This window comes from Bacillus cereus group sp. N8, from assembly GCF_016483685.1.
Classification (GTDB): Bacteria; Bacillota; Bacilli; order Bacillales; family Bacillaceae_G; genus Bacillus_A; species Bacillus_A proteolyticus.
The window spans coordinates 305,807-327,967 of the sequence record NZ_JAEHBK010000002.1; the positions used below are offsets into that span (position 1 = coordinate 305,807).

Sequence of the window (22,161 nt, forward strand, 5' to 3'; positions counted from 1 at the left end):
ACTGTCATCTTTAATCATAACCGTCACCATTACGAGAATACCTCTACATATGCATTTCATACCTATTCTACAACTTTTCTAGACCATATCCTTTTGAAATGCTTTTAACGCAATATGAACAGTCTCATCTGAAATAGATACGACATTCACTACCCCATATTCCTGCATAAGTACCATATGAATTGTTCCTGCATTCGCTTTCTTATCTTGTTTCATCAGTTGAACGAGGCGCTCTACATTCAAATCACTTGGCATCTTTGGATAGCCGTATTTCAAGAACCACTGCTTCATCTCTTCATAAGCAAGATCAACCTTGTACACTTGCTCACTTAAAAATATAGCAAATAACATACCAACCGCTACTCCATCACCGTGAGTAATATTTCCATACCCTAACTCTTTTTCAAGAGCATGTCCTAACGTATGCCCAAAATTCAAATGGGCACGTACACCTTTTTCTGTTTCGTCTTGTGACACAATGTTCGCTTTCACAGGAATCGCCTTCGTTAATATGTGAATTAATTTTTCATCACGAAGATCCGTTAATGTTTGCACTTCTTCTTTTAACCAATGATATAGCTTTACATCACCAATAAGAGCATGCTTTATCACTTCTGCATAACCTGATCTCCACTCTTTTTCAGGAAGTGAATGCAAAAATGGCGTATGATATACAACAGCTTCTGGCTGATGAAACGCTCCAATCATATTTTTTCCTAGTGGATGATTAATTGCTACTTTCCCGCCTACTGCGCTATCGTGAGCTAATAAAGTCGTTGGAACTTGGACAAAGCGAATACCACGCATAAACGACGCGGCAACAAAGCCAGCCAAATCTCCAATCATTCCGCCTCCAAGTGCGATAATTAAAGAATTTCTATCTAATTTATTTTCAAGAGCCGAAGTGTGAGCCGCATAAAAATTTTCAAAAGACTTCTCTTTTTCGCCACTCGGTACAACAAACGAAAACACGTCCTGCTCTACTTGTAATGCATCAACAACTGTCTGTAAATGTAGTGATGAAACAGCTTCATCAGAAATGATCATTATGTTAGATACAGCAGGATTCATCTTTTGAATAAACGTTGTTAAATGTGACAACGCTTCTTTTCCAACATGTACATCATATTCTTTTGATTTCGTTTGAATATGTATGTTCTCCATTAAAATCCCCTCGCATATTCATTATGTTTCTCAATATTTTCACGTATAAGATCGATACGATCTAATCCAAATTGTTCAATTAAAACTGTCGCGAGCTCCCAAGCGACAACAGCTTCAGCCACAACGCTAGCTGCCGGTACTGCACAACTATCTGAACGTTCAATACTCGCTGTAAAAGGTTCTTTCGTATCAATATCAATACTTTGAAGCGGTTTATATAATGTCGGTATCGGTTTCATCACACCACGCACAATAACCGGCATACCAGTTGTCATACCACCTTCTACTCCACCTGCATTGTTCGTTTTTCTTCTGTACCCTTGCACTTCATCCCATAGGATTTCATCATGCACTTCACTTCCAGGTCTATGCGCAGCTTCAAAACCAATTCCAATTTCAACACCTTTAAAAGCGTTAATACTCATAATTGCCGCTGCTAATTTTGCATCTAATTTTCTATCATAATGTACATAGCTACCTACTCCAATTGGCATACCTTCTACAACTACTTCAACAATACCGCCGATAGAATCACCATTTGCCTTCGCATCATCAATTGCTTGCATCATCTTTTTACCGACCTTTTCATCTAAACAACGTACAGGAGATGCTTCTGTAGTACTTTGTAATTCCTCAATAGAGTTATACGTAATATTTTCTGCCTGTACACCACCAATTTCGATAACATGTCCCGCTACTTGTATACCTAATTCTGCTAATATCCTTTTTGCAACTGCACCAGCTGCAACACGAACTGTCGTTTCACGTGCTGAAGAACGCTCTAATACATTTCTCATATCTCTATGACCATATTTAATCGCACCATTTAAATCTGCGTGTCCAGGTCTAGGTTTCGTAACTTGCCTTTTCATTTCTTTCTCTTCCTGCTCAGTTAACGGCTCTGCGCCCATAACCTTTGTCCAATGGGTGAAATCACGATTTTCAACAACAAGTGCAATCGGGGATCCCATCGTCTTCCCATGCCTAACACCACTTACAATTTGCACTTGGTCTTTCTCAATTTGCATGCGTCTACCGCGTCCATATCCTTTTTGTCTTCTAGCTAATTCTTCATTTATATCATTCGCTACTAAAGATAATCCTGCCGGAACACCTTCTAAAATTGTCGTAAGTTGCGGACCGTGGGATTCACCAGCTGTAATATATCGCATACGTTATTCCTCTTTTCGCATATGTATTTATCCCGCTACATAAAGTAGCAATGGTATCTTTCATCATTTTATAAGAAAACATTGAAATTATATAGTAAATCAACTACTTGCTTTATCCTACTTGTAATCATTCTAACATTTTCATAACGTTATACCTTTTACTTTACATACCAATATATCATAACAGTCCTAACTTCGTAACAAATCAAAATAAAAAAAGTGCAAGAAGAATACCCCTATTCTTCTTGCACTTTTTACTATTATCACAGTTATTAAAGCGTTTACAAATTATTTTAAAATAATTAGTAAATCCATTGATTCATTAATTTTGAGTAGTCTACCAATTCTTCTTCCTTAAAGAAAATAGCAATCTCGCGCTCTGCACTTTCTAAAGAATCCGAACCGTGGATAATGTTTTTCGCAACAGTTACACCGAAATCTCCGCGAATTGTTCCCATATCAGCTTCATGTGGGCGTGTTTTACCCATCATATTGCGCGCTGTATCTACTACATTTTCACCTTGCCATACCATTGCGAATACAGGGCCAGATGTAATAAATTCTACTAATTCACCAAAGAAAGGTCTTTCTTTATGCTCACCGTAGTGTTGTTCAGCAATTTCCGGAGTAACTTGCATTAATTTTGCACCAACTAATTGAAAGCCCTTTTTCTCAAAACGAGCTACAATTTCCCCAATGAAGGCACGTTGTACACCGTCTGGTTTTACCATTAGAAATGTTTTTTCCATAAAAAATCTCTCCACTTCTGAATTATGTATGTAATTGTATATCCCCACACACATATTAACACCCTTATCACAATTGTGCAATAGTTTTGAAATAGAGAGATTATTTTATTTTTTAGAAAAAACACTAAAATTTTCGTTTTCCAATATACTTTGCGACATTTTGCAACGCATACTTCGCCTGTCCACGAGGGAGTGGTTTTATTATTTCTAATGCTTTATGTAAATAACGTTCACTAAACGAAAATGCTTTATCAATAGCTTCGCTCGCTTTAATATCATTAATAATTTCTTTCATTTCACTTGCTGTTGTATTTTCATGCACAGATGTAATTTTCTGACGAAGAACAGGATCTTCCATGGCATACAAAACAGGTAATGTAATGTTACCTTGTAATAAATCACCACCAGCAGGCTTTCCAAGCTTCTCTTCTGTCGATACGAAATCTAAAATATCATCAATAATTTGATAAGACATACCAACAAAATATCCATACCAAAATAGACGATTTACAGTATCACGATTAGCACCAGCAGCAATCGCTCCTAACTGACAACTCGCGGCGATTAATAATGCTGTTTTTCGTTTTATCCTTCTTAAATACGTTCTTAAATTTTGATCATAGTTATACTTATCTTTAATTTGTTCGATTTCACCTTTACAAACTTCTAAAATTGTATGAGATAGTGCCTGGTGTGCATCTGGAATTTCTATATTTGTTATACATTCAAGAGACTTCGCAAACAAGTAGTCTCCTGTATACATTGCAATACGATCTCCCCATTTCGCATTCACTGTTGCGCTACCGCGTCGTAAAAACGCAGCATCTATAACATCATCGTGAACAAGAGAAGCCATATGAATAAGTTCTAATGCAACCGCAACATGCTTAATTGCATCTAACTTATAATCCCCAAATTTCCCTGCAAGCAAAACAAAAACAGGGCGAATCCGCTTCCCACCTGCTTCAATAAGCTGTAATGCCGCTTCTTCTACTAACGGCTGCTCAGAAGCAACTGTCTTCTTCAATTCTTTTTCTATAACATTAATATCCGATCGTAAAAAAGAGTACATAAGTTGTAACTTCATATTGTTCACCTTAACCTAAAACGTCTTTTTTCTATTTTGATTCTGGTTTAACACCTAAATGCATAGCTGCTACACCAAAAGTAAATGGTTTCACTTGCACATTCTTAAGCCCAGCTTCTTCAAACATACTCGCTAACTCTTTCATCCCTGGGAATGTACTAGCGGATTCCTGAAGCCATGAATATTCTTTATAACTTTTTGCAAATATCTTTCCAAACAACGGCATGATATATTTAAAGTATAAGACATACCCTTGTCGAAAACCAATCATTGTTGGTTGAGATGTTTCTAAGCAAATTACTTTTCCACCAGGCTTTACTACACGCGTCATTTCTTTTAATACTTGCATGTAATCCGGAACGTTACGTAGCCCAAAACCAATCGTTACATAATCAAACGTATTATCTTCAAAAGGAAGTTCCATTGCATTTCCATGCATAAGTTCTACTTGCTTTAATTCTAAAGCTTCTACCTTTTGTTTACCGACAGCTAGCATATTTTCGCTAAAGTCTAAACCGTAAACCTTTCCATTTTCCCCTACAGCTCCTGCTAGCGCAATTGTCCAATCAGCTGTTCCGCAGCAAACATCGAGTGCCTTACTCCCAGGTTTCACATCCATAATTTTCATCGTTTCTTTGCGCCATACCTTATGCCTTTGAAAACTAATTACAGAATTCATCACATCGTATTTATCAGAAATTTTCTCAAATACGTCATGTACTCTTTCTTCTTTTGATTGTTGCATGCTCGTACCTTCTTCCAATGTAAAGTTGCTTATGTCCTTGATTTATCTCTTAACATAGAAATTATTTCATTAACTTCTGTATGATTCTCTAAAAATTTTTCTTCCTGCTTTTTCATTTCCATAAGCCATTCATTAATAACTGTTTCCAGATTTTTATCATCATCCAATGAGATTTTTTGAACCGCTTGAAAAACAGGTGAATTTTGTTTATCAGCATACAATTGACACTCTTTTTGAAGACGATTTTTTCCTAATACATAAGTTATATATGGTTTCCAATTGGATAAATGAAAATGATCACATGTTTTTTGCAACAGCGCAGATTCAATTATTACTACACTTTCCATTATGTCTTGAATCGTCACATGGGCTTTTTGATATAGCATAATTTTATGCTCATTAATTTCCTTAATTCCTTCAGCAAGTGCGCGAATTAAGATAATATCACAATTCATTGACAATAAGTAATAGTATAGACCACTATAATAATCGCCTGCAAGCACTGTCAATTGACGACGCTTATGAAATCCACTCGTCTCTTCGTTTGCTTTATTTGATACTTTTTCATGTGTATCAAGAGCAATTTGTACAAGCATAATCGTTACTACATAATGATCAATTTGTTCTTTATGTATATTTGCATCCTTTAATGCACCGTATAACAGCGCTATTTTTTCTTCATCAATAAATGGTTCTTCAATATAGTTTATAAAATAAGGATGGCGTAATTTCTCCATCAATTTCTCTTTAATACCAGCATACCCTCCGTAGATGTCACACACAAAAAATCACCCTTGTTTTCTAATTCATAAAATTTATTATAACACATACATTCTATTTTCTATAATCAAAACTTGGCTACTTCTGCCAAACTGTCACCGAATGCAGCCTCAACTTTCATTCATACGAATCATCTTCATCACTAACAACTACAAACATTCATTTGCACAAAAGGCAGAAATAATTTTCAACCTTTATATTCTTGCTCTTTCATACTAAAACTATATCATTTTTTTGCATATAAAAAAAAGAAAAGCAGTTTCCCGCTTTTCTTTACTTCGTCTTAATAAACGATAAAATTTCACTACGTGCTGCTGCATCATTTTCTAACACGCCGCGCACTGCAGTCGTTACTGTTTTTGCACCAGGCTTTTTCACACCACGCATCGTCATACACATATGCTCTGCTTCTACTACTACCATTACACCATGCGGCTCTAGTACTTCCATAATAGAGTTAGCTACTGTTGATGTAATACGTTCTTGTAGTTGCGGACGACGTGCAATTGTGTCTACAGTACGAGCTAATTTACTTAGTCCCGTTACTTTTCCACCTTGCGGAATATATGCAACGTGAGCAACTCCATAAAAAGGAACAAGATGATGCTCACACATCGAATAGAATGGTATATCTTTTACTAGTACAAGCTCTTCGTGATCTTCTCCGAATACTTTGTGTAAATGCTCTTTTGGATCCTCATGCATCCCTGAGAATACTTCTGCGTACATTTTCGCAACACGCTTTGGTGTATCCAGTACTCCCTCGCGATTTGGGTCGTCTCCGATTGCCTCTAAAATAAGACGTACTGCTTGTTCAATTTGTTCTAAATTAACTTTTGCCATCCGCTAGCCCTCCCGAAAAACCTAAAAGTGATACGAACACATTCTAGCATATTTATGTTTTTAAAAGCAAAAAGAAGAGTTTCCAAAAAGGAACCTCTTCTTCCCTGTTAATATGTAAGGATTATTTAACCGCATCTTTTAACGCTTTACCAGGTTTGAATGCAGGTACTTTACTTGCAGCGATTTCAATCTCCTCACCTGTTTGTGGGTTACGACCTTTACGAGCCGCACGCTCACGAACTTCGAAGTTACCGAATCCGATAAGTTGTACTTTATCACCTTGTTTTAAAGCTTCTAAGATAGAATCAAAAACAGCGTCCACTGCTTTTGTTGCGTCCTTTTTAGAAAGGGAACTTGCTTCTGCAACAGCATTGATTAAATCTGTCTTGTTCATGCCATTCACCTCCTCCCAAAGATAAGACTGTATAATGATCATAAAATGAGTCTTACTTTCATTTGTAGGCAATTTTTGCAAATTCTATACTACAAAGATGTAGATAAATCATTATCAACGCCTATATTATACGATTCTCCTTTATAATTCAATATTTTTAAGGAAATTGTTACTCTTAAAATGTGAAAATCTGATGAAACTTGACAATTTACAACAAAGTATTAGATAATAACTGTTTATTTTACTATTACATACTCCAAAATAAAAAAATCCCTCTACAATTAGAGGGATTTTTTCTTATAATATAATCGCAATCAATCCGCCAGACCCTTCATTAATAATTCTTTCTAGCGTTTCTTTCAATTTATAACGCGCATTTTCTGGCATTAGAGATAATTTCGCTTGAATGCCCTCCCTAACAATCGAGCTAAGAGAGCGCCCAAATATATCAGAATTCCAAATTGATAGCGGATCATCTTCAAAATCTTGCATCAAATAACGAACTAGTTCTTCACTTTGTTTTTCAGTACCGATAATCGGTTCAAATGTTGATTCTACATCCACTTTAATCATATGAATAGACGGCGCAACCGCTTTTAATTTAACACCGAACCTGGAACCGTGACGAATAATTTCCGGCTCATCTAAGCTCATATCAGCTAATGCAGGCGCTGCTACTCCATATCCGGTTTGCTTTACCATACGCAGGGCATCCGCAACTTGGTCATACTCTGTTTTCGCATGAGATAAATCGAGCATAAGCTTCAATAAATGATCTTTCCCTCGAATTTCTACTCCTACTACTTCTTTTAAAATTTGATCATACAATTCATCTGGCGCATATAAATCAATCTCCGCCACACCTTGCCCCATATCGATGCCAGCTAGACTTGCTCGATCAATAAATTCATATTGACTAAACTGCCAAACGACACGGTCCACATCACGAAGACGTTTTATATCCTTTACAGTCTCTTGAACTGCTTCCTGATAACTTTGGCGTAACCAATGTCCTTCATTTAGCACCATTACCCAGCTTGGAAGGTTTACATTCACTTCTAAGACCGGGAACTCAAATAACGCTTCCCGAAGTACATTATACACATCTGTTTCTCTTAAACTCTCTACACTCATCGCAATTACTGGAATATCATATTCTTCTGATAAACTTTGACGTAACTGCTCTGTATCTGGATGATACGGCTGTACAGTATTGATAATCATAATGAAAGGCTTTCCTACTTCTTTTAACTCATTTACAACGCGTTCTTCTGCCTCTATATAATCTCTTCTTGGAATTTCACCAATTGTTCCATCTGTTGTAATAACGACACCAATTGTTGAATGCTCTTGAATTACTTTACGTGTTCCGATTTCTGCAGCTTCATGGAATGGAATAGGCTCTTCATACCAAGGAGTATTAATCATACGTGGACCATTCTCATCTTCATAGCCTTTTGCTCCTGGAACCGTATACCCAACACAATCTACTAATCGAATATTCACTTCAAGACCTTCATCTACTTCAATAGAAACCGCTTGGTTTGGAACAAACTTCGGTTCCGTCGTCATTATTGTACGACCAGCAGCACTTTGAGGCAATTCATCCTGCGCTCTTTGACGGTCTGACTCATTTTCAATATTCGGTATAACAACAAGTTCCATAAATTTTTTTATAAATGTTGATTTCCCTGTTCGAACAGCTCCTACAACTCCAAAATAAATATCACCGCCTGTGCGTTCCGCAATATCTTTAAAAATATCTACCTTTTCCAAGTGATTCCCTCCCTCAATATTTTTGGGAATAATTCCACGTTTATAGTCAACTAATACCTTCTCTAACGTTGCCTATAATATCTGATATAATATAATGGTATTCTAGAAGTTCGGACAATATATCATATAATTTTGTCCAATTTCATATGACTATTTAAAAATACCTTTTGTTTGCATCGCAAGTTGTATAACATAAAAAACCTTTCTTCTAGAACTTATTCACTAAAAGAAAGGTTCATGACTTATGATTTTAAAAAAATTGGTTCGCCATTTTCCACTGTGTAAGGTAAAGAATATGCAGGGACAAACGGGGAATCTTTTAGTAGTATATTCCGGATATCTTCCCCTTCTTTAAATTGCCCTTCATTTTTTTTCAGCGCTTCATATAAATCGATTCTATAATCAACAAACAATTCTCCTTTTTCATTGATTACAAGAGGGAGACTTTTTCCAGAGTACGGACTTGTCACTTGAGGTACCTCTTTATATCCTAGTTTTTTGAAATCTAATTCATAAACACCATCTGTAATCACTTTTTTAAAAGGTGGATATTGATGTTCATCACGATACATCCTTAACTTTAATGCTACTTCTTGAATTTGTTCCGCCATCCTAACATCAATTAACTTTACTGTCGGATTTGTTTCAACATCTATTAATACATATTGATACACTCCCCCACTTTCATACGCATTCCCTGGTGCCTCTTGTATGTATCTCGGAGCAATTTTTTGAAAATCAATTGGATATTTTTGATAAATCGGCGTACTCATATCACGCGTCTTAATTGGCAATAAACCATTCGTTTGTTCCTTGTATGTAGTAATAGCTTTTTGAACAACTTGTAACTGATCTTCATAAGGAATAGCGTTTTGTTTCATATTTTCTCTCGGATACATACACCCTGTCAAAATGCTTATGCAACAAAATATTAAAATAATATGGATTTTTTTCACTGGTAATCACCTTTTCCCGCTAGTATGGACTGTTCCTTTTGTAACATTTACAGACTACACATCCTCTACTGCTCAATAGGGCCACTAAATACAACAAGGAAAATAATAATTCCAGATACAATCATGAGGGTGTACGCTACTAAAGCTGTAATCCCTTTCAAAATTTTATTCTTCATTTTATGCCTACTTAATAAAATAAAACTTACTGCAAGAAACATAAATCCAATTGCCCCTAAAGCAAACCACATTTTCATAAGCCCTTCCGACATATATACACCCCTTTACTTTCAATCTATTTTTATACTATTTTAACAAATTAAAATCTTTAAACAAATAAATTTCATCATTTTGCCGTGAATTGATGAAATTTATTTAAAATAATAAAACCGAAGCACGAAATGATGTGCTTCGGTTGACCAAATATGCCCTTACCAGCTCTATTCCCATTCTTTCATGACTATCATATGCATTCTCTAAACTCTTTGTTTCTCATAATTTATTTTTTAAACATTTTACTTAACGAACCAAAATCCGCTGGCATATTATTGTTAATGATAGCTTTTACAATTTGATCCTCTTGCTCTTTCGGCACTTCACGTCCTGCCATTAGGGCAACTTGATGAATCAATTGACGAAGCACTTGCTCATCACGCAAGTTCGCATTTTGTACAGATGATGCTAATTTAAAAATATCTTCTTTATTCACTTTCGCCTCTTTTTCAATGTTACTAAAAATGTTGTTATCCATTTTTTTCACCCTCTCCTCAAGTTACTCTTTATCCTATGCAAAAATGAAAAATTGGTGAAAAAACCCAGGGAATAAAAAAAAAACGGTAGAAGTACAAAATGTACTTCTACCGTTTTTTTATAACAAATCAGGTATCGCCTCAACCTCGTGTTTTCGAACACGTCCCATCAATGAGCCTACTGCATCTTTCACATTATTCCCATTGAATAGCACGTCATATAAAGCAGCTGTAATAGGCATTTCAACTTCCATTTTCTCTGCCAATTCATGAGCAGCTTTCGTTGTTCTTACACCTTCTACAACCATTCCCATGCTTTCTAACACTTCTTCTAAAGAATGTCCTTTTCCAAGCATATTTCCAGCGCGCCAATTTCGGCTATGAACACTTGTACAAGTTACAATTAAGTCTCCCATACCAGTTAGACCAGCAAACGTTAACGGATTTCCGCCCATTTTTCTTCCTAAACGAGCAATTTCCGTTAAACCACGTGTCATTAATGCCGCTTTTGCATTATCACCTAACCCTAGACCATCCGTTATCCCAGCAGCTAATGCGATAATATTTTTTAACGCACCACCGAGCTCAACTCCAACGATATCTGGGTTTGTATACACACGGAAATAGCTATTCATAAACAGATCCTGTACTTCCTCAGCCGCTTCCATACGTTTGGCTGCAGACGTAACAGTCGTCGCTTGGCGCAAACCTACTTCTTCAGCATGACTCGGTCCAGACAGTACAACAACATCTTTAATCAAGTTCTCTGGAATTTCTTCCTCAATCACTTCTGAAATACGTTTTGACGTACCTGGTTCGATTCCTTTACTTGCATGAATCCAAGTAATTGGTTCCGTAACAATCCCCTTCATCTCTTGCAATACGTCACGATACGCTTTCGTCGGTACTACTAGCAGTACTGTATTTACATCTACTAACGCTTCTTCTAAAGAAGAGTAGGCTGCGATTGTGCTTGGCAATGTAATCCCCGGAAGATATTTACTGTTCTCATGTTTCGTATTAATTTCATTCATGAGTTCAGGACGGTTTCCCCAAATACGTACATCATGTCCATTGTCAGCTAATACCATCGCTAACGCTGTTCCCCAGCTACCTGCTCCTATTACTGTGATTTTTGTCATAAAATCACATCCTCTCCATTAGTCTCTTGCTCGAGCGATAATGTGAATCGGCGTTCCTACAAAACCGAACGCTTCACGTAAACGATTCTTTAAGAAGCGCTCATATGAAAAGTGCATTAATTCTGTATCGTTTACAAACACAACAAATGTCGGTGGTTTTACCGCAACCTGTGTCGCATAGAAGATTTTCAGACGGCTACCATTATGAGTCGGCGTTGGATTCATCGCTACCGCATCCATAATTACATCGTTTAATACGTTCGTTTGTACACGGATGCTATGACTTTCATTTACCTCATTGATAACCGGTAATAACGTTTGTGTACGTTTTTTCGTTTTCGCAGATAAGAATACAATCGGTGCATAATCCAAGAATTGGAAATGAGCACGGATGTTTTCTTCAAATGCTTTCATTGTTTTTTCATCTTTTTTCACTGCATCCCATTTGTTTACAACGATAATAACAGCTCGTCCTGAATCATGAGCATATCCAGCGATTTTTTTATCTTGCTCAATAATTCCTTCTTCTCCGTCTAAAACAACTAAAACAACGTCAGAACGTTCAATCGCTCTAAGTGCACGAAGTACACTATATTTTTCTGTACTTTCATATACTTTCCCTTTTTTACGCATACCAGCTGTATCGATGATTACATAATCTTGACCATCTTTGCTATATGGCGTATCAACAGCATCACGTGTCGTTCCTGCTATATTACTTACAATTACACGTTCTTGACCAAGAAGTGCATTTACAAGTGATGATTTCCCTACGTTTGGACGTCCAATTAAAGAGAAACGGATTGTTTCATCGTCATACGCTTCTTCTTCAATCTTCGGAAAATGATTTGCAGCTTCATCTAACAAATCACCAAGTCCTAAACCGTGTGTACCTGAAATCGGGAATGGCTCACCGAATCCTAATGCATAGAAATCATAAATATCACTACGCATTTCTGGATTATCAACCTTATTTACCGCAAGTACAATAGGTTTTTTAGAACGATATAAAATTTTAGCAACTTCTTCATCTGCTGCAGTTACACCATCGCGACCATTCGTCATAAAAATGATAACATCTGCTTCATCAATCGCTACTTCCGCCTGTTGACGAATTTGTGTCAAGAACGGCTCGTCTCCAATATCAATTCCACCTGTATCAATAATGTTAAACTCATGATTTAACCATTCTCCAGCACTATAAATACGGTCTCGCGTTATACCTGGTATATCTTCTACGATTGAAACTCTTTCTCCAACAATTCTATTGAAAATAGTAGATTTCCCCACGTTTGGGCGGCCTACTATTGCTATTACTGGTTTCGGCATATACTTTCATCCTTTCAACTTGCTTCTGTTTATTATGTAAAAAACCCTTCTTTGTGCAAGAAGGGATTTGCATTCCAGAATATTTCTCAACGTATCAAAACACCTCATATTATAACACACGTTGCTAATGTTTCACAATAATATATACATTCTCTTGTAAGCGATGCGCAATACCATCTAATATCGCCTCTAAATTATTCGCAACAAATTCTAGTTCCTCTGTCGTCTCACAAGTAAATAAGGGAGCTCCACCTGCAAACTTTTCCGGTGTTGTTGTAATTACTGCGAGAATAACACTTTCTAACATCATCTTTTATCTTCCCTTCCTTTCGGGGCTTCCGATGACATATGAACAGCACTTTCTAGCGTTGGCACATTCCCTATGACACCTATCGCTTTCTCGGCATCTTGGTCTTGCGGCAAAACAAAAATCCCAACTCTTCCATCTTCTAAATCACGCTTTGCTAACGGTACAAGTGCTGGTGTACCTGAATCCCTATATATCCCTAGAGCAACAGAGACATCATGTAAAATAGCTTGCCGTTGTCCTAAATTTGCAATTGTAACCATCGCATCAATTGATTTCGGTTTTAAAATAAAACCCATTCCATATTTCATAATTTCTTCTTGCCTTGCTGGTAATCCAATATTCATAATGTAAATATTATCAATATAAAGTCCCGCTCCTTCAAAACGAAGTGGAACGTGCTCAATTTCTACAAGATCATGAAGCCTTTTACCTGACATTAATTTTCTCGCAATGAAAAAACTTACCATACCAGTAATTACCCCAGCAATCCATGAATGGAATCCTATATACGCAAACGTTGTTACAAACGACGTTAACATCGCCAAATAGTTACGACTTTCAAAGACTAATGCAATCCCTTCAATGTATGTATTACCACGTGGTACGAGCTCATATCCATCTAATTGTTGAAGCGTATTTCTTTCCATATTACGCACATCACGAAATTGCGTCGCCGCTAACGTAAGAAATGTAATTGCAGAAAAATCTTTTTTCAAAATAGACGGAATCGCAATTGCCCCTAAGGCAGCCGCAATTAACCCCATCGCAATATGAATAATTTTCCCGTGAAGCCTCGTCGGATATTGCCTCGTATCGGTACGAAGCATTAACACCCTAGTTACCGTCCCGGCAATTACGCCACATAAAATGGCTGGTGTATATTCAGTCATGTATTACCCTCGCCCTTCTTTTACGCGTTTTCCTCTTAAATTGTTCCATATATACTGATACTTTTGTAATCCATAGTAAAATCGCCATAAATAAAGTAGAAACGGCAACAACATCAAAAAAGGCTAAACTGCCATATTCATAAGGAAAATGTAATTTATGAAAAATAAGCGTCACCAACAACTCTCCTTGTAACATCCCTATATACAAGGTGCACAATCTTAATATGCGATCCCCGTACAATAAAATTGATGCATACACAAGTGCACCACTTAGCAGCAACAACCTATCAACCACAATCCAAATCGGATCATATACTTCTAACAAATGGAAACTTGTATATAACATTGCAATAATAAGCGCCGAAAGTAAAGTGTATAATTTTTTCCAAATAGAGTATAGTGTGATGCCTACAAAAGAAATAATACAAAGCAAAAGGGCATTTACCGATACAGTAAAAGAAGCAATCGTCACATTTAACGGGGAACAAATAATAAAAATTAATATACAAGCACTTATCTTCCAACGAATAGGTTCTTTTTTCATAAAAAAGGTCACGACAATCCACCCTATCCAAGCCACAAAATAAAAAGTACTCCCATCCATCATTTCACCTCCTATGTTTTCCATTATGGGAACTTTTTATGAAAGTTAATCCTACCTTTTCTTTGTGCATAGTTTTTCTCATAACAGCAAAACTTTTAATAAGGAGGTGGAACTCACAATGGGTAAAGATCGCCAAGAACGAAAGCTAAGAGAATCACGCCGCGTTGAATCTGATCGCGACCAATCACTTCAATATCCTGGTGCAACTAGTCTTGATACACCGGAGCAAGCTCGAAAGCAAAATCAGCACTAAAAATAAAAAAAGACGGTTTCAGTATTGTATGAAACCGTCTTTTTTCGTATTTTTTTAATAAATTCTTTTGTTTTCGTATTAATATCTCAATCATAATATATTCTCTTTTTTCATTCATAGAATTATATAGCGCAATATCTCACTTCTTTATTTTATAAAAAAACCAACCACACGGTTGATTTTTTATCTCCTACTATAATGCGTAGTATCAATACCACGCTGCATTAACCAATGATAGGTTTCGCCTTTTACAACAAGAGGTACAGATTGTAACTCTTCTATCGTCTTCGCGCCAAGAGCTGTCATAATAAATTTTAAATCTGTATGTAAAAGATCGATTTCATCCACTAACTTCTCGATACCATCTTGCATTAAAACACGTAAAAAGTATCCAGCAAACGCAGTTGTATTCGCCCCTAATGCGATTGCCTTTGCCACGTCAAGCGCTGTTTGTATACCCCCAGATGCAATAAAAGAGAGGTTATTATTTGTAGAGGTTGCTTCAATAATCGAGGTAACAGTTTGTATGCCCCAGTTATTAAAATAAGAAAGCATTCGCTGTCTTCTTTCATTTTCAACAGCAGCAAAATTCGTACCACCTTGTCCACCAATATCAATTGCTGTTATACCTATACTCGCTAACTGCTGTACTGTTTCCTTACTCATTCCAAATCCTACTTCTTTTACAATGACAGGAACTTTACTGTTTAACACAATTTGTTCAATTCGCCGAAGTACACCCGTAAAATCACGGTCTCCTTCTGGCATCGTTAACTCTTGTATGACATTCAAATGAATTTGCAGTGCATTCGCTTCAATCATATCAACGGCACGCTCCGCCTGTTCGACAGTTGCCTCACTCCCCAAATTAGCAAAGAAAATGCCATTTGGGTTTACTTTTCTGACGATTTTATACGAAGCCGCCTCACTTTCATTTTTTAAGGCTGCCATTTGCGAACCTACAGCCATAGCAAGGTTATGATGTTTCGCTACATATGCTAATTGCTCATTAATATGTAACGTTTGCTCTCCTCCACCACCAGTCATCGCATTGATAAAAATCGGCGAACTTAGTGAAAGTTCGCCGATTTTTGTTTCACATGTTACAGTGTCATAACTTGAATTTGGCAAGCTTTGATGCACAAAATCAATATCATGAAAGCCATGCGTACGAGACTGACCAGTAGAAAGAGCATATTCAATATGATCTAATTTACGTTTTGCCCTTACCACTTGTACCCCTCTTTATTTCTTTAATTTTTTCAGTTGTTCACCAATAATATCACTTAACTGGAAAGTAGCTGAATCAGCATTTGGCTCATATTGGCTATAATCTTCTGTTACATTATTTTCTTCAAGCGTTTCTTTTATGCTTAAAGAAATACGTTTTTCCGCTACATGGACTTCAAGCACTTTCACTTTTACTTCTTGCCCCATTGCCAATACTTCATTTGGATTTTTCACGTGACGATTTGCAATTTGAGATACATGTACAAGCCCTTCAACACCAGGTAAAATTTCAACAAACGCACCGAATGTAACAAGGCGTTTTACTACTCCCTCACGAATATCTCCAGCTTTTATTTCGCCAGCAACATTTTCCCAAGGTCCTGGCTGAGCTGCTTTAATTGATAAAGAAATACGTTGTGTATCCGCATCAACAGATAGCACCTTTACTTTTACCTTTTGACCTTGCTCTAATACTTCAGAAGGTTGTTCTACACGTTCATGTGAAATTTGTGAAATGTGAACTAAACCATCCACACCACCAACGTTAACGAAAGCACCAAAATCCGTTAATCGTTGTACTGTCCCTTCAACAACATCTCCTTCTTTTAACGAAGAGATGGCTTCTTTTTTCTTAGAATCTAGTTCTAGTTCTACTACAGCTTTATGCGAAAGGATTACACGATTTTTTTCACGGTCTAATTCAACAATTTTCACCGCTAATGTTTTCCCTTTATAGTCAGCAAAGTCTTCTACATAATGTACTTCTACAAGTGAAGCTGGGATAAAACCACGAACACCAAGGTCCACAACTAATCCACCATTCACGATATCTTTTACAGTAACATCAAATACATAACCAGAATTAAATTTCTCTTGTAATTCTACCCACGCTTTTTCTGCGTCAACAGCACGTTTAGATAAAACAAGATCATCTTCTTCTAATTTAATAATTTTCAATTCTAGTGTTTGATCTAATTCTACAACATCGCTTGCTTTTTCAATATGAACGTTAGCTAATTCACTAATCGGAATTACGCCATCTGTTTTGTATCCAACATTTACAAGCACTTGTTTCTCTTCAACTTTCGTTACAGAACCTGTAACAACGTCACCAACTTGTAATTCTTTTGAATTCATAACTTCTTCATTCATTTTCTCTACCATGGAAATACCTCCCTACAGAATTGACAAAGCATTTTTATGTATATACGAAATGAAAACAAATGTTTTCATTTGCATGTTTAAGAATTTATCATCACATATTCTGTTTCAATACAGTTCACAAGAAACTATATTAAACCTATATAAATAGTATACAGCAAAATCATCTTGAAGAAAGTATGATTTGAAATATAATAGCGAATATATTCTGACAGTTTTTCTCCTCTGTAACTAACTTCTTACAAATTAGCCCATTTGTCAAGAAAAGAGACTTATAATTCACGTATCCTTTACATTTCAAAAAAAATAAAGAAAGAGGATAGCCCTCTTTCTTTATTTCGCAAATACTCCTGAAACAATACCCATAATTTTTTGGACCACTTCTTCAATTGATAAAGAAGTTGTATCTAATTCCAATGCATCATCAGCTTTTTTCAAAGGAGAAACTTCACGTTCTGAATCTAATTTATCACGCCTAGCAATTTCTTCTTTTAACTGCTCTAAATTAGAATCGAAACCTTTATTCATATTTTCTAAATGTCTTCTTTCTGCTCTTTCTTCTACAGAAGCAAGCATAAAGATTTTCACTTCAGCATCTGGTAGTACATGTGTACCAATATCACGGCCATCCATTACTACGCCGCCTTTTTCAGCTAATTCTTGTTGACGACGTACCATTTCTTCACGAACAAGACGATGCTTTGCTACAATAGATACGCGATTCGTCACATCAGGCGTACGAATCACTTCAGAAACATCTTGTCCATTTAAAAATACAAGTTGTGTATTTTCCCCTTGCTGAAATTCAATATTCACATTTTTTACAACTTCCATTAACTTTTCTTCATTTTCAAGATCCACTTTTTGTTCAAGGGCTGCATATGTAATAGCACGGTACATTGCGCCTGTATCAATGTAAACATATGAAAGTTTTTTTGCAACAACTTTTGCAACTGTACTTTTCCCAGCTGCTGCTGGACCATCTATAGCAATCGAAATTCGTTTATCCATTGTAACACCTCATTTTTCACTTATAAAACAAAACGAAAAGCAGGTATTCTCCCCCTGCTTCTTCCCATTTGCTTCACGTCATTAAATCCTCAATTATTGTAGCATAATCCACCATAGAAGAAAATGAAAACTACTTATTCACCTGTAAGATTTGCGCCTTATTTTTCGTGACGACACCTTCGTAATAAACAATTTTCGATAAATATTTCACTGAAGATTTATGTATAAAAAGTAGTTGAACAATAGAAAGACAAATAAATTGAATCAGCAATATACGAATTATAATTCTTTCCACTTTTTCCAAAAAACTCACTCCTTCCCCTCTATACTTACACATCTAATTTCGTAAATTTATATAAACAAAACCTAATCTAATAACCACTTACCAGCAAACGCTTAAAGCAATTCATTTTATTGTCATTTTCTAAGCATACTTTTATACATTTTCATTGTCGAATTTACTCAAAACATGTTATGTTCTAAATGTATTTTTCAACTTGAAAGGGGTATAAGCATTGAAAAGAATCCTAGTTTTACACACAGGCGGAACAATTGCAATGGAAGAAGATAAAGAAACTGGGGTTGTACAACCAGGTGAAAAGAATCCTCTTTTGAAGTTTATTCCTGATTTAGAAGGCGATGTTGATTTAATTGTCGAAGATGTGTTCCATCTTCCATCTCCTCATATGACTCCTAGCGAAATGCTACAATTACAAGTCATCATTGACGAAAGAGTAAAACAAGATAATATTCACGGCGTAGTCATTACGCATGGTACCGATACATTAGAAGAGACAGCTTATTTTCTTGATTTAACAGTTCAAGCAACCATCCCAATCATTGTGACAGGAGCAATGCGTTCTAGTAATGAATTAGGTGCTGATGGTCTATATAATTTCTTATCAGCTGTAAAAGTTGCTAGCAGTAATGAAGCTGCTGAAAAAGGTGTTTTAGTCGTATTAAATGATGAAATACATTGCGCTACAAATGTAACAAAAACGCACACAAGTAATGTCGCGACATTCCAAAGTCCACAGTACGGACCAATTGGCATGGTAACAAAACGCGGTGTTGTTTTCCATCATGCTTTAGTGCATCACGAAACATGCGCAGTACGACAGATTTCTAAAAACGTTGTCGTTCTAAAAGCATACGCAGGTATGGATGATACATTATTATCAGCAATCGAAACACTACCAGTAGATGGAATTGTTATTGAAGCACTTGGACAAGGTAATTTACCTCCACGAACACTTCCTAGTTTAGAACGGTTAATAAGCAAAGGAATTCCTGTTGTATTAGTGTCTCGCTGTTTCAACGGTATCGTTCAAGATGTATATTCGTATGAAGGTGGGGGCAAACAACTAAAAGATATGGGTGTTATATTCACATACGGTTTAAACGCTCAAAAGGCACGTATTAAATTGTTAGTCGCATTAGAGAACACAAACTCTCACGAAACAATCCAAAATATGTATATGCACGATTAAAAAAGCAGCTGTCGAGTTTTCGACAGCTGCTTTTTATTCTCCTCTTGATGCAATGGTGTGCGCAATCGCATCTCCATGGAATCTACCGTTCTCGATAAATATTTCATTTGCGTTATTCCCCGCAGCAATTACACCTGCAATAAAAATATTTTCAGCGTTTGTTTCCATACTACCCTCTGTATAAATCGGACGCCCTGTTGCTTCATCAATCAGAACTCCCATTTTTGTTAAGAAATTGTGGTCTGGATGGTAACCCGTCATAGCAAATACAAAATCGTTTTGAATTGTATTTGCTTCACCATCTACTGTATACGTCAACGTATGCTCAGTAATTTCTTTTAAATGCGCATGGAAATGCATTTGAATTGTCCCATTTCGTACTAACGCCTCAAATTCCGGCAAAATCCACGGCTTAATACTTGGCGAGTATTCCCCACCACGGTATAGAACTGTTACACGTGCACCCGATTTAACAAGCTCTAACGCCGCATCTACACTTGAATTTTTACCACCTATTACAACGACATCTCGATCAAAATAAGGATGTCCTTCTTTGAAATAATGAGCTACTTTCTCAAGTTTCTCACCAGGTACATTCATATAATTCGGATTATCATAATATCCAGTTGCGACAACAATGTATTTCGCCACATATATTTCTTTGTTTCCGTCACGCTTCGTCGTTTCAACTTTAAAAACATCACCATCTTTTTGAACTTGTTCCACTCGTTCAAATGCATTTACACGTACAGATTTACGCTTTACTACTTCACGATAATAAGCAAGCGCTTGATTACGAAATGGCTTACGATTTTCTGTAATAAAAGCCACTTCACCAATTTCTAATTTTTCACTAGAGGAGAAAAATGTTTGGTGAGTTGGATAATTATAAATTGCATTTACAATGTTTCCTTTTTCGATTACTAACGGATTTAACCCCACTTTTTGCAACGAAATCGCTGCTGCTAATCCGCATGGACCGCCTCCGATAATAATAACTGTTTCTTTTTGCATACTCAGTTCACTCCTAGTCTTCTACCTCTGCTCTATTTTATATAAACAAGAAAAAACCTACTTACAGCAGTAGGCACCTATCTTTATTGTATTCATTTTTCATATATTTGTCATCTAAACGAAACATACATCCGATAGACATCTGCTAAAAACTGCTGAAATTTAATACCTTGTTTCCCTAATACATTCTCAGGGTCAATCTTTCTAGCTGGATCCAATGTTTTATGTGATACGATATCTTTTTTTGGATTCAAACCGAAGTTTTGGCATAAATACGCATGATACCACGTAAAACGAGTATATGCTTCCCAAAAGTTAACATCACCGCCATAACAAAGTTCTACCCCAATGGCAGCCTTATTCGCATCATAACCATATAAGTCATTATCCGTCGGCACACCATATCTAACATGATACGCAACTTCATTTATAGGAATAATTTCCAATATCGTTTTATCATCTATAAATGTATGCGCCGAAGCTTTCGGTTGTATTTCATTAAAGTAATCTCGATTCCCTATCGCATTGCTACCAGGATTCCCCGTATCATGACTTACAATAAACCTTACTTTAGAAAGAGGAATTCCCGGTCGTGAACTTCCATATCCAATATAGTTACGCTCTATAGGAAACATCGCCATTACTACCAACTCCCGCTTTAGAAGATTACCTTACTTCCTTATATGTATTCGGTAGCAATGTCCTTATAGCATATTTCTTATGCGAAGATAAAATCGAAAATATTTGATGTGAATACCATAAATAATAAAATACTTACAGCCACTCCATAAAAACCGTAAAACCAAACACAATCTTCTTTCGTATCTAAACCGAAAAATTTATTTACTGATTGTAATAATGTGCCACGCTTACTTTGCTTGTTTCGTAATACTTCCACTCGTTCTACAACATCCGCTGGCATCATAAATCTTTGGTCTACTGTCATTTTCATCATTTATCTCTCCTTAAAATCATTTCCGTTTTGTTTATCTAAGGAGAGTATAGCACATTTGTTCGTGTAGAACAAGTGTTCTTTTTGTTTTTATTTTATTTTTCAGCAAGCCAAGTAAGAATTGAGATTACAACGGCGATAATCGGCCCTACTACAATCAAACCAAATATTAAAAACAGTAACCCTTCCCCGAACACCCGAACGATACTTGTTTTTCTGGCTTCCATCGTTCTTGCAAGTTCTCCCTCTAACCTCTTAACCTTTTCTTCTAATTGTTCTACTCGTTCCATCATTTCATTTTCCATATACAACACCTCAATTTAATACTTCAACAAAAAAACGTGATCCCCTCGAAAGGAAATC

The 22,161-nt window shown here is 36.4% G+C and carries 27 protein-coding genes; 2 read left to right on the top strand and 25 right to left on the bottom strand.

From position 1 onward, the window contains the following. Positions 1-78 precede the first annotated feature (78 nt). The 17 genes from aroB to JDS80_RS05725 form a co-directional block, all read right to left on the bottom strand. Positions 79-1,164, bottom strand: coding sequence for a 3-dehydroquinate synthase (gene aroB / locus JDS80_RS05645; protein ID WP_071744910.1), 1,086 nt, complete (start codon positions 1,162-1,164; stop codon positions 79-81). Continuing rightward, a complete protein-coding gene (gene aroC / locus JDS80_RS05650; protein WP_071770140.1) occupies positions 1,164-2,336 on the bottom strand; it encodes a chorismate synthase in 1,173 nt (390 codons plus the stop codon). The genes aroB and aroC overlap by 1 nt, the downstream gene beginning before the upstream one ends. Positions 2,337-2,638: 302 nt before the next feature. After that, positions 2,639-3,085, bottom strand: a complete 447-nt coding sequence (gene ndk, locus JDS80_RS05655) for a nucleoside-diphosphate kinase (RefSeq protein WP_199637419.1) — start codon at positions 3,083-3,085, stop codon at positions 2,639-2,641. Positions 3,086-3,209: 124 nt separating this feature from the next. Then, positions 3,210-4,172, bottom strand: coding sequence for a heptaprenyl diphosphate synthase component II (hepT, locus tag JDS80_RS05660; protein ID WP_071744908.1), 963 nt, complete (start codon positions 4,170-4,172; stop codon positions 3,210-3,212). A gap of 31 nt (positions 4,173-4,203) precedes the next feature. Beyond that, positions 4,204-4,917 (bottom strand): demethylmenaquinone methyltransferase, encoded by a 714-nt coding sequence (locus JDS80_RS05665; protein WP_199637421.1) that lies wholly within the window; start codon positions 4,915-4,917, stop codon positions 4,204-4,206. Positions 4,918-4,946: 29 nt separating this feature from the next. Beyond that, the gene (locus tag JDS80_RS05670; protein WP_000332838.1) at positions 4,947-5,699 is read right to left on the bottom strand and encodes a heptaprenyl diphosphate synthase component 1; all 753 of its coding nucleotides are present in this window, start codon (positions 5,697-5,699) and stop codon (positions 4,947-4,949) included. 271 nt (positions 5,700-5,970) lie between these two features. Beyond that, positions 5,971-6,540, bottom strand: a complete 570-nt coding sequence (gene folE / locus JDS80_RS05675; protein WP_071744906.1) for a GTP cyclohydrolase I FolE — start codon at positions 6,538-6,540, stop codon at positions 5,971-5,973. 121 nt (positions 6,541-6,661) lie between these two features. Next, entirely contained in the window at positions 6,662-6,934 is a 273-nt protein-coding gene (locus tag JDS80_RS05680) for an HU family DNA-binding protein (RefSeq protein WP_001043860.1), read from the bottom strand. Positions 6,935-7,231: 297 nt separating this feature from the next. After that, positions 7,232-8,710 (bottom strand): stage IV sporulation protein A, encoded by a 1,479-nt coding sequence (spoIVA, locus tag JDS80_RS05685; protein WP_000416521.1) that lies wholly within the window; start codon positions 8,708-8,710, stop codon positions 7,232-7,234. A gap of 242 nt (positions 8,711-8,952) precedes the next feature. Continuing rightward, the gene (locus tag JDS80_RS05690) at positions 8,953-9,666 is read right to left on the bottom strand and encodes a hypothetical protein (protein ID WP_071744905.1); all 714 of its coding nucleotides are present in this window, start codon (positions 9,664-9,666) and stop codon (positions 8,953-8,955) included. Positions 9,667-9,731: 65 nt separating this feature from the next. Continuing rightward, on the bottom strand, positions 9,732-9,935 hold the full coding sequence (locus JDS80_RS05695) for a DUF2768 domain-containing protein (RefSeq protein WP_001289003.1): 204 nt from the start codon (positions 9,933-9,935) through the stop codon (positions 9,732-9,734). 227 nt (positions 9,936-10,162) lie between these two features. Beyond that, entirely contained in the window at positions 10,163-10,414 is a 252-nt protein-coding gene (locus JDS80_RS05700) for a stage VI sporulation protein F (protein ID WP_000369757.1), read from the bottom strand. 117 nt (positions 10,415-10,531) lie between these two features. Beyond that, positions 10,532-11,554: an NAD(P)H-dependent glycerol-3-phosphate dehydrogenase gene (locus tag JDS80_RS05705; protein ID WP_071744904.1), complete on the bottom strand. Its 1,023-nt coding sequence runs from the start codon at positions 11,552-11,554 to the stop codon at positions 10,532-10,534. Positions 11,555-11,572: 18 nt separating this feature from the next. After that, positions 11,573-12,883, bottom strand: a complete 1,311-nt coding sequence (gene der / locus JDS80_RS05710) for a ribosome biogenesis GTPase Der (RefSeq protein ID WP_001125887.1) — start codon at positions 12,881-12,883, stop codon at positions 11,573-11,575. Between the two features lie 124 nt (positions 12,884-13,007). Further along, positions 13,008-13,193: a capping complex subunit for YIEGIA gene (locus JDS80_RS05715; RefSeq protein ID WP_071744903.1), complete on the bottom strand. Its 186-nt coding sequence runs from the start codon at positions 13,191-13,193 to the stop codon at positions 13,008-13,010. Beyond that, on the bottom strand, positions 13,190-14,083 hold the full coding sequence (locus JDS80_RS05720; protein ID WP_071744902.1) for a YIEGIA family protein: 894 nt from the start codon (positions 14,081-14,083) through the stop codon (positions 13,190-13,192). Before JDS80_RS05720 ends, JDS80_RS05715 begins: the two co-directional genes overlap by 4 nt. Then, complete coding sequence (locus JDS80_RS05725) at positions 14,076-14,687, bottom strand: YphA family membrane protein (RefSeq protein WP_128855297.1); 612 nt, start codon at positions 14,685-14,687, stop codon at positions 14,076-14,078. Before JDS80_RS05725 ends, JDS80_RS05720 begins: the two co-directional genes overlap by 8 nt. Before the next feature lie 118 nt (positions 14,688-14,805). Between JDS80_RS05725 and JDS80_RS05730 the strand changes: the two genes are divergently transcribed. Then, the gene (locus tag JDS80_RS05730) at positions 14,806-14,940 is read left to right on the top strand and encodes a YpzI family protein (protein ID WP_000513901.1); all 135 of its coding nucleotides are present in this window, start codon (positions 14,806-14,808) and stop codon (positions 14,938-14,940) included. Positions 14,941-15,123: 183 nt separating this feature from the next. Here JDS80_RS05730 and JDS80_RS05735 read toward each other — a convergent pair whose 3' ends face one another. The 4 genes from JDS80_RS05735 to JDS80_RS05750 form a co-directional block, all read right to left on the bottom strand. Beyond that, entirely contained in the window at positions 15,124-16,173 is a 1,050-nt protein-coding gene (locus tag JDS80_RS05735; RefSeq protein ID WP_098888068.1) for a type 2 isopentenyl-diphosphate Delta-isomerase, read from the bottom strand. Between the two features lie 12 nt (positions 16,174-16,185). Continuing rightward, positions 16,186-17,334, bottom strand: a complete 1,149-nt coding sequence (gene rpsA, locus JDS80_RS05740) for a 30S ribosomal protein S1 (RefSeq protein WP_071744894.1) — start codon at positions 17,332-17,334, stop codon at positions 16,186-16,188. Between the two features lie 330 nt (positions 17,335-17,664). Next, positions 17,665-18,342 (bottom strand): (d)CMP kinase, encoded by a 678-nt coding sequence (gene cmk / locus JDS80_RS05745; protein ID WP_071744893.1) that lies wholly within the window; start codon positions 18,340-18,342, stop codon positions 17,665-17,667. Between the two features lie 130 nt (positions 18,343-18,472). Next, a complete protein-coding gene (locus JDS80_RS05750; protein WP_083595865.1) occupies positions 18,473-18,646 on the bottom strand; it encodes a DUF5359 family protein in 174 nt (57 codons plus the stop codon). Positions 18,647-18,857: 211 nt separating this feature from the next. Here JDS80_RS05750 and ansA point away from each other — a divergent pair, with 211 nt between their 5' ends. Beyond that, positions 18,858-19,832, top strand: coding sequence for an asparaginase (gene ansA / locus JDS80_RS05755; protein ID WP_071744892.1), 975 nt, complete (start codon positions 18,858-18,860; stop codon positions 19,830-19,832). A 33-nt stretch (positions 19,833-19,865) separates the two neighbouring features. Here the strand turns inward: ansA and JDS80_RS05760 are convergent, their stop codons facing one another. The 4 genes from JDS80_RS05760 to JDS80_RS05775 form a co-directional block, all read right to left on the bottom strand. After that, positions 19,866-20,846 (bottom strand): YpdA family putative bacillithiol disulfide reductase, encoded by a 981-nt coding sequence (locus JDS80_RS05760; RefSeq protein WP_199637423.1) that lies wholly within the window; start codon positions 20,844-20,846, stop codon positions 19,866-19,868. Positions 20,847-20,956: 110 nt separating this feature from the next. Further along, on the bottom strand, positions 20,957-21,487 hold the full coding sequence (locus JDS80_RS05765) for a peptidoglycan recognition protein family protein (protein WP_001240643.1): 531 nt from the start codon (positions 21,485-21,487) through the stop codon (positions 20,957-20,959). A 77-nt stretch (positions 21,488-21,564) separates the two neighbouring features. Next, on the bottom strand, positions 21,565-21,801 hold the full coding sequence (locus JDS80_RS05770; protein ID WP_002075213.1) for a DUF3961 domain-containing protein: 237 nt from the start codon (positions 21,799-21,801) through the stop codon (positions 21,565-21,567). Positions 21,802-21,893: 92 nt separating this feature from the next. After that, a complete protein-coding gene (locus tag JDS80_RS05775) occupies positions 21,894-22,103 on the bottom strand; it encodes a hypothetical protein (protein ID WP_199637424.1) in 210 nt (69 codons plus the stop codon). Between the last annotated feature and the right edge of the window lie 58 nt (positions 22,104-22,161).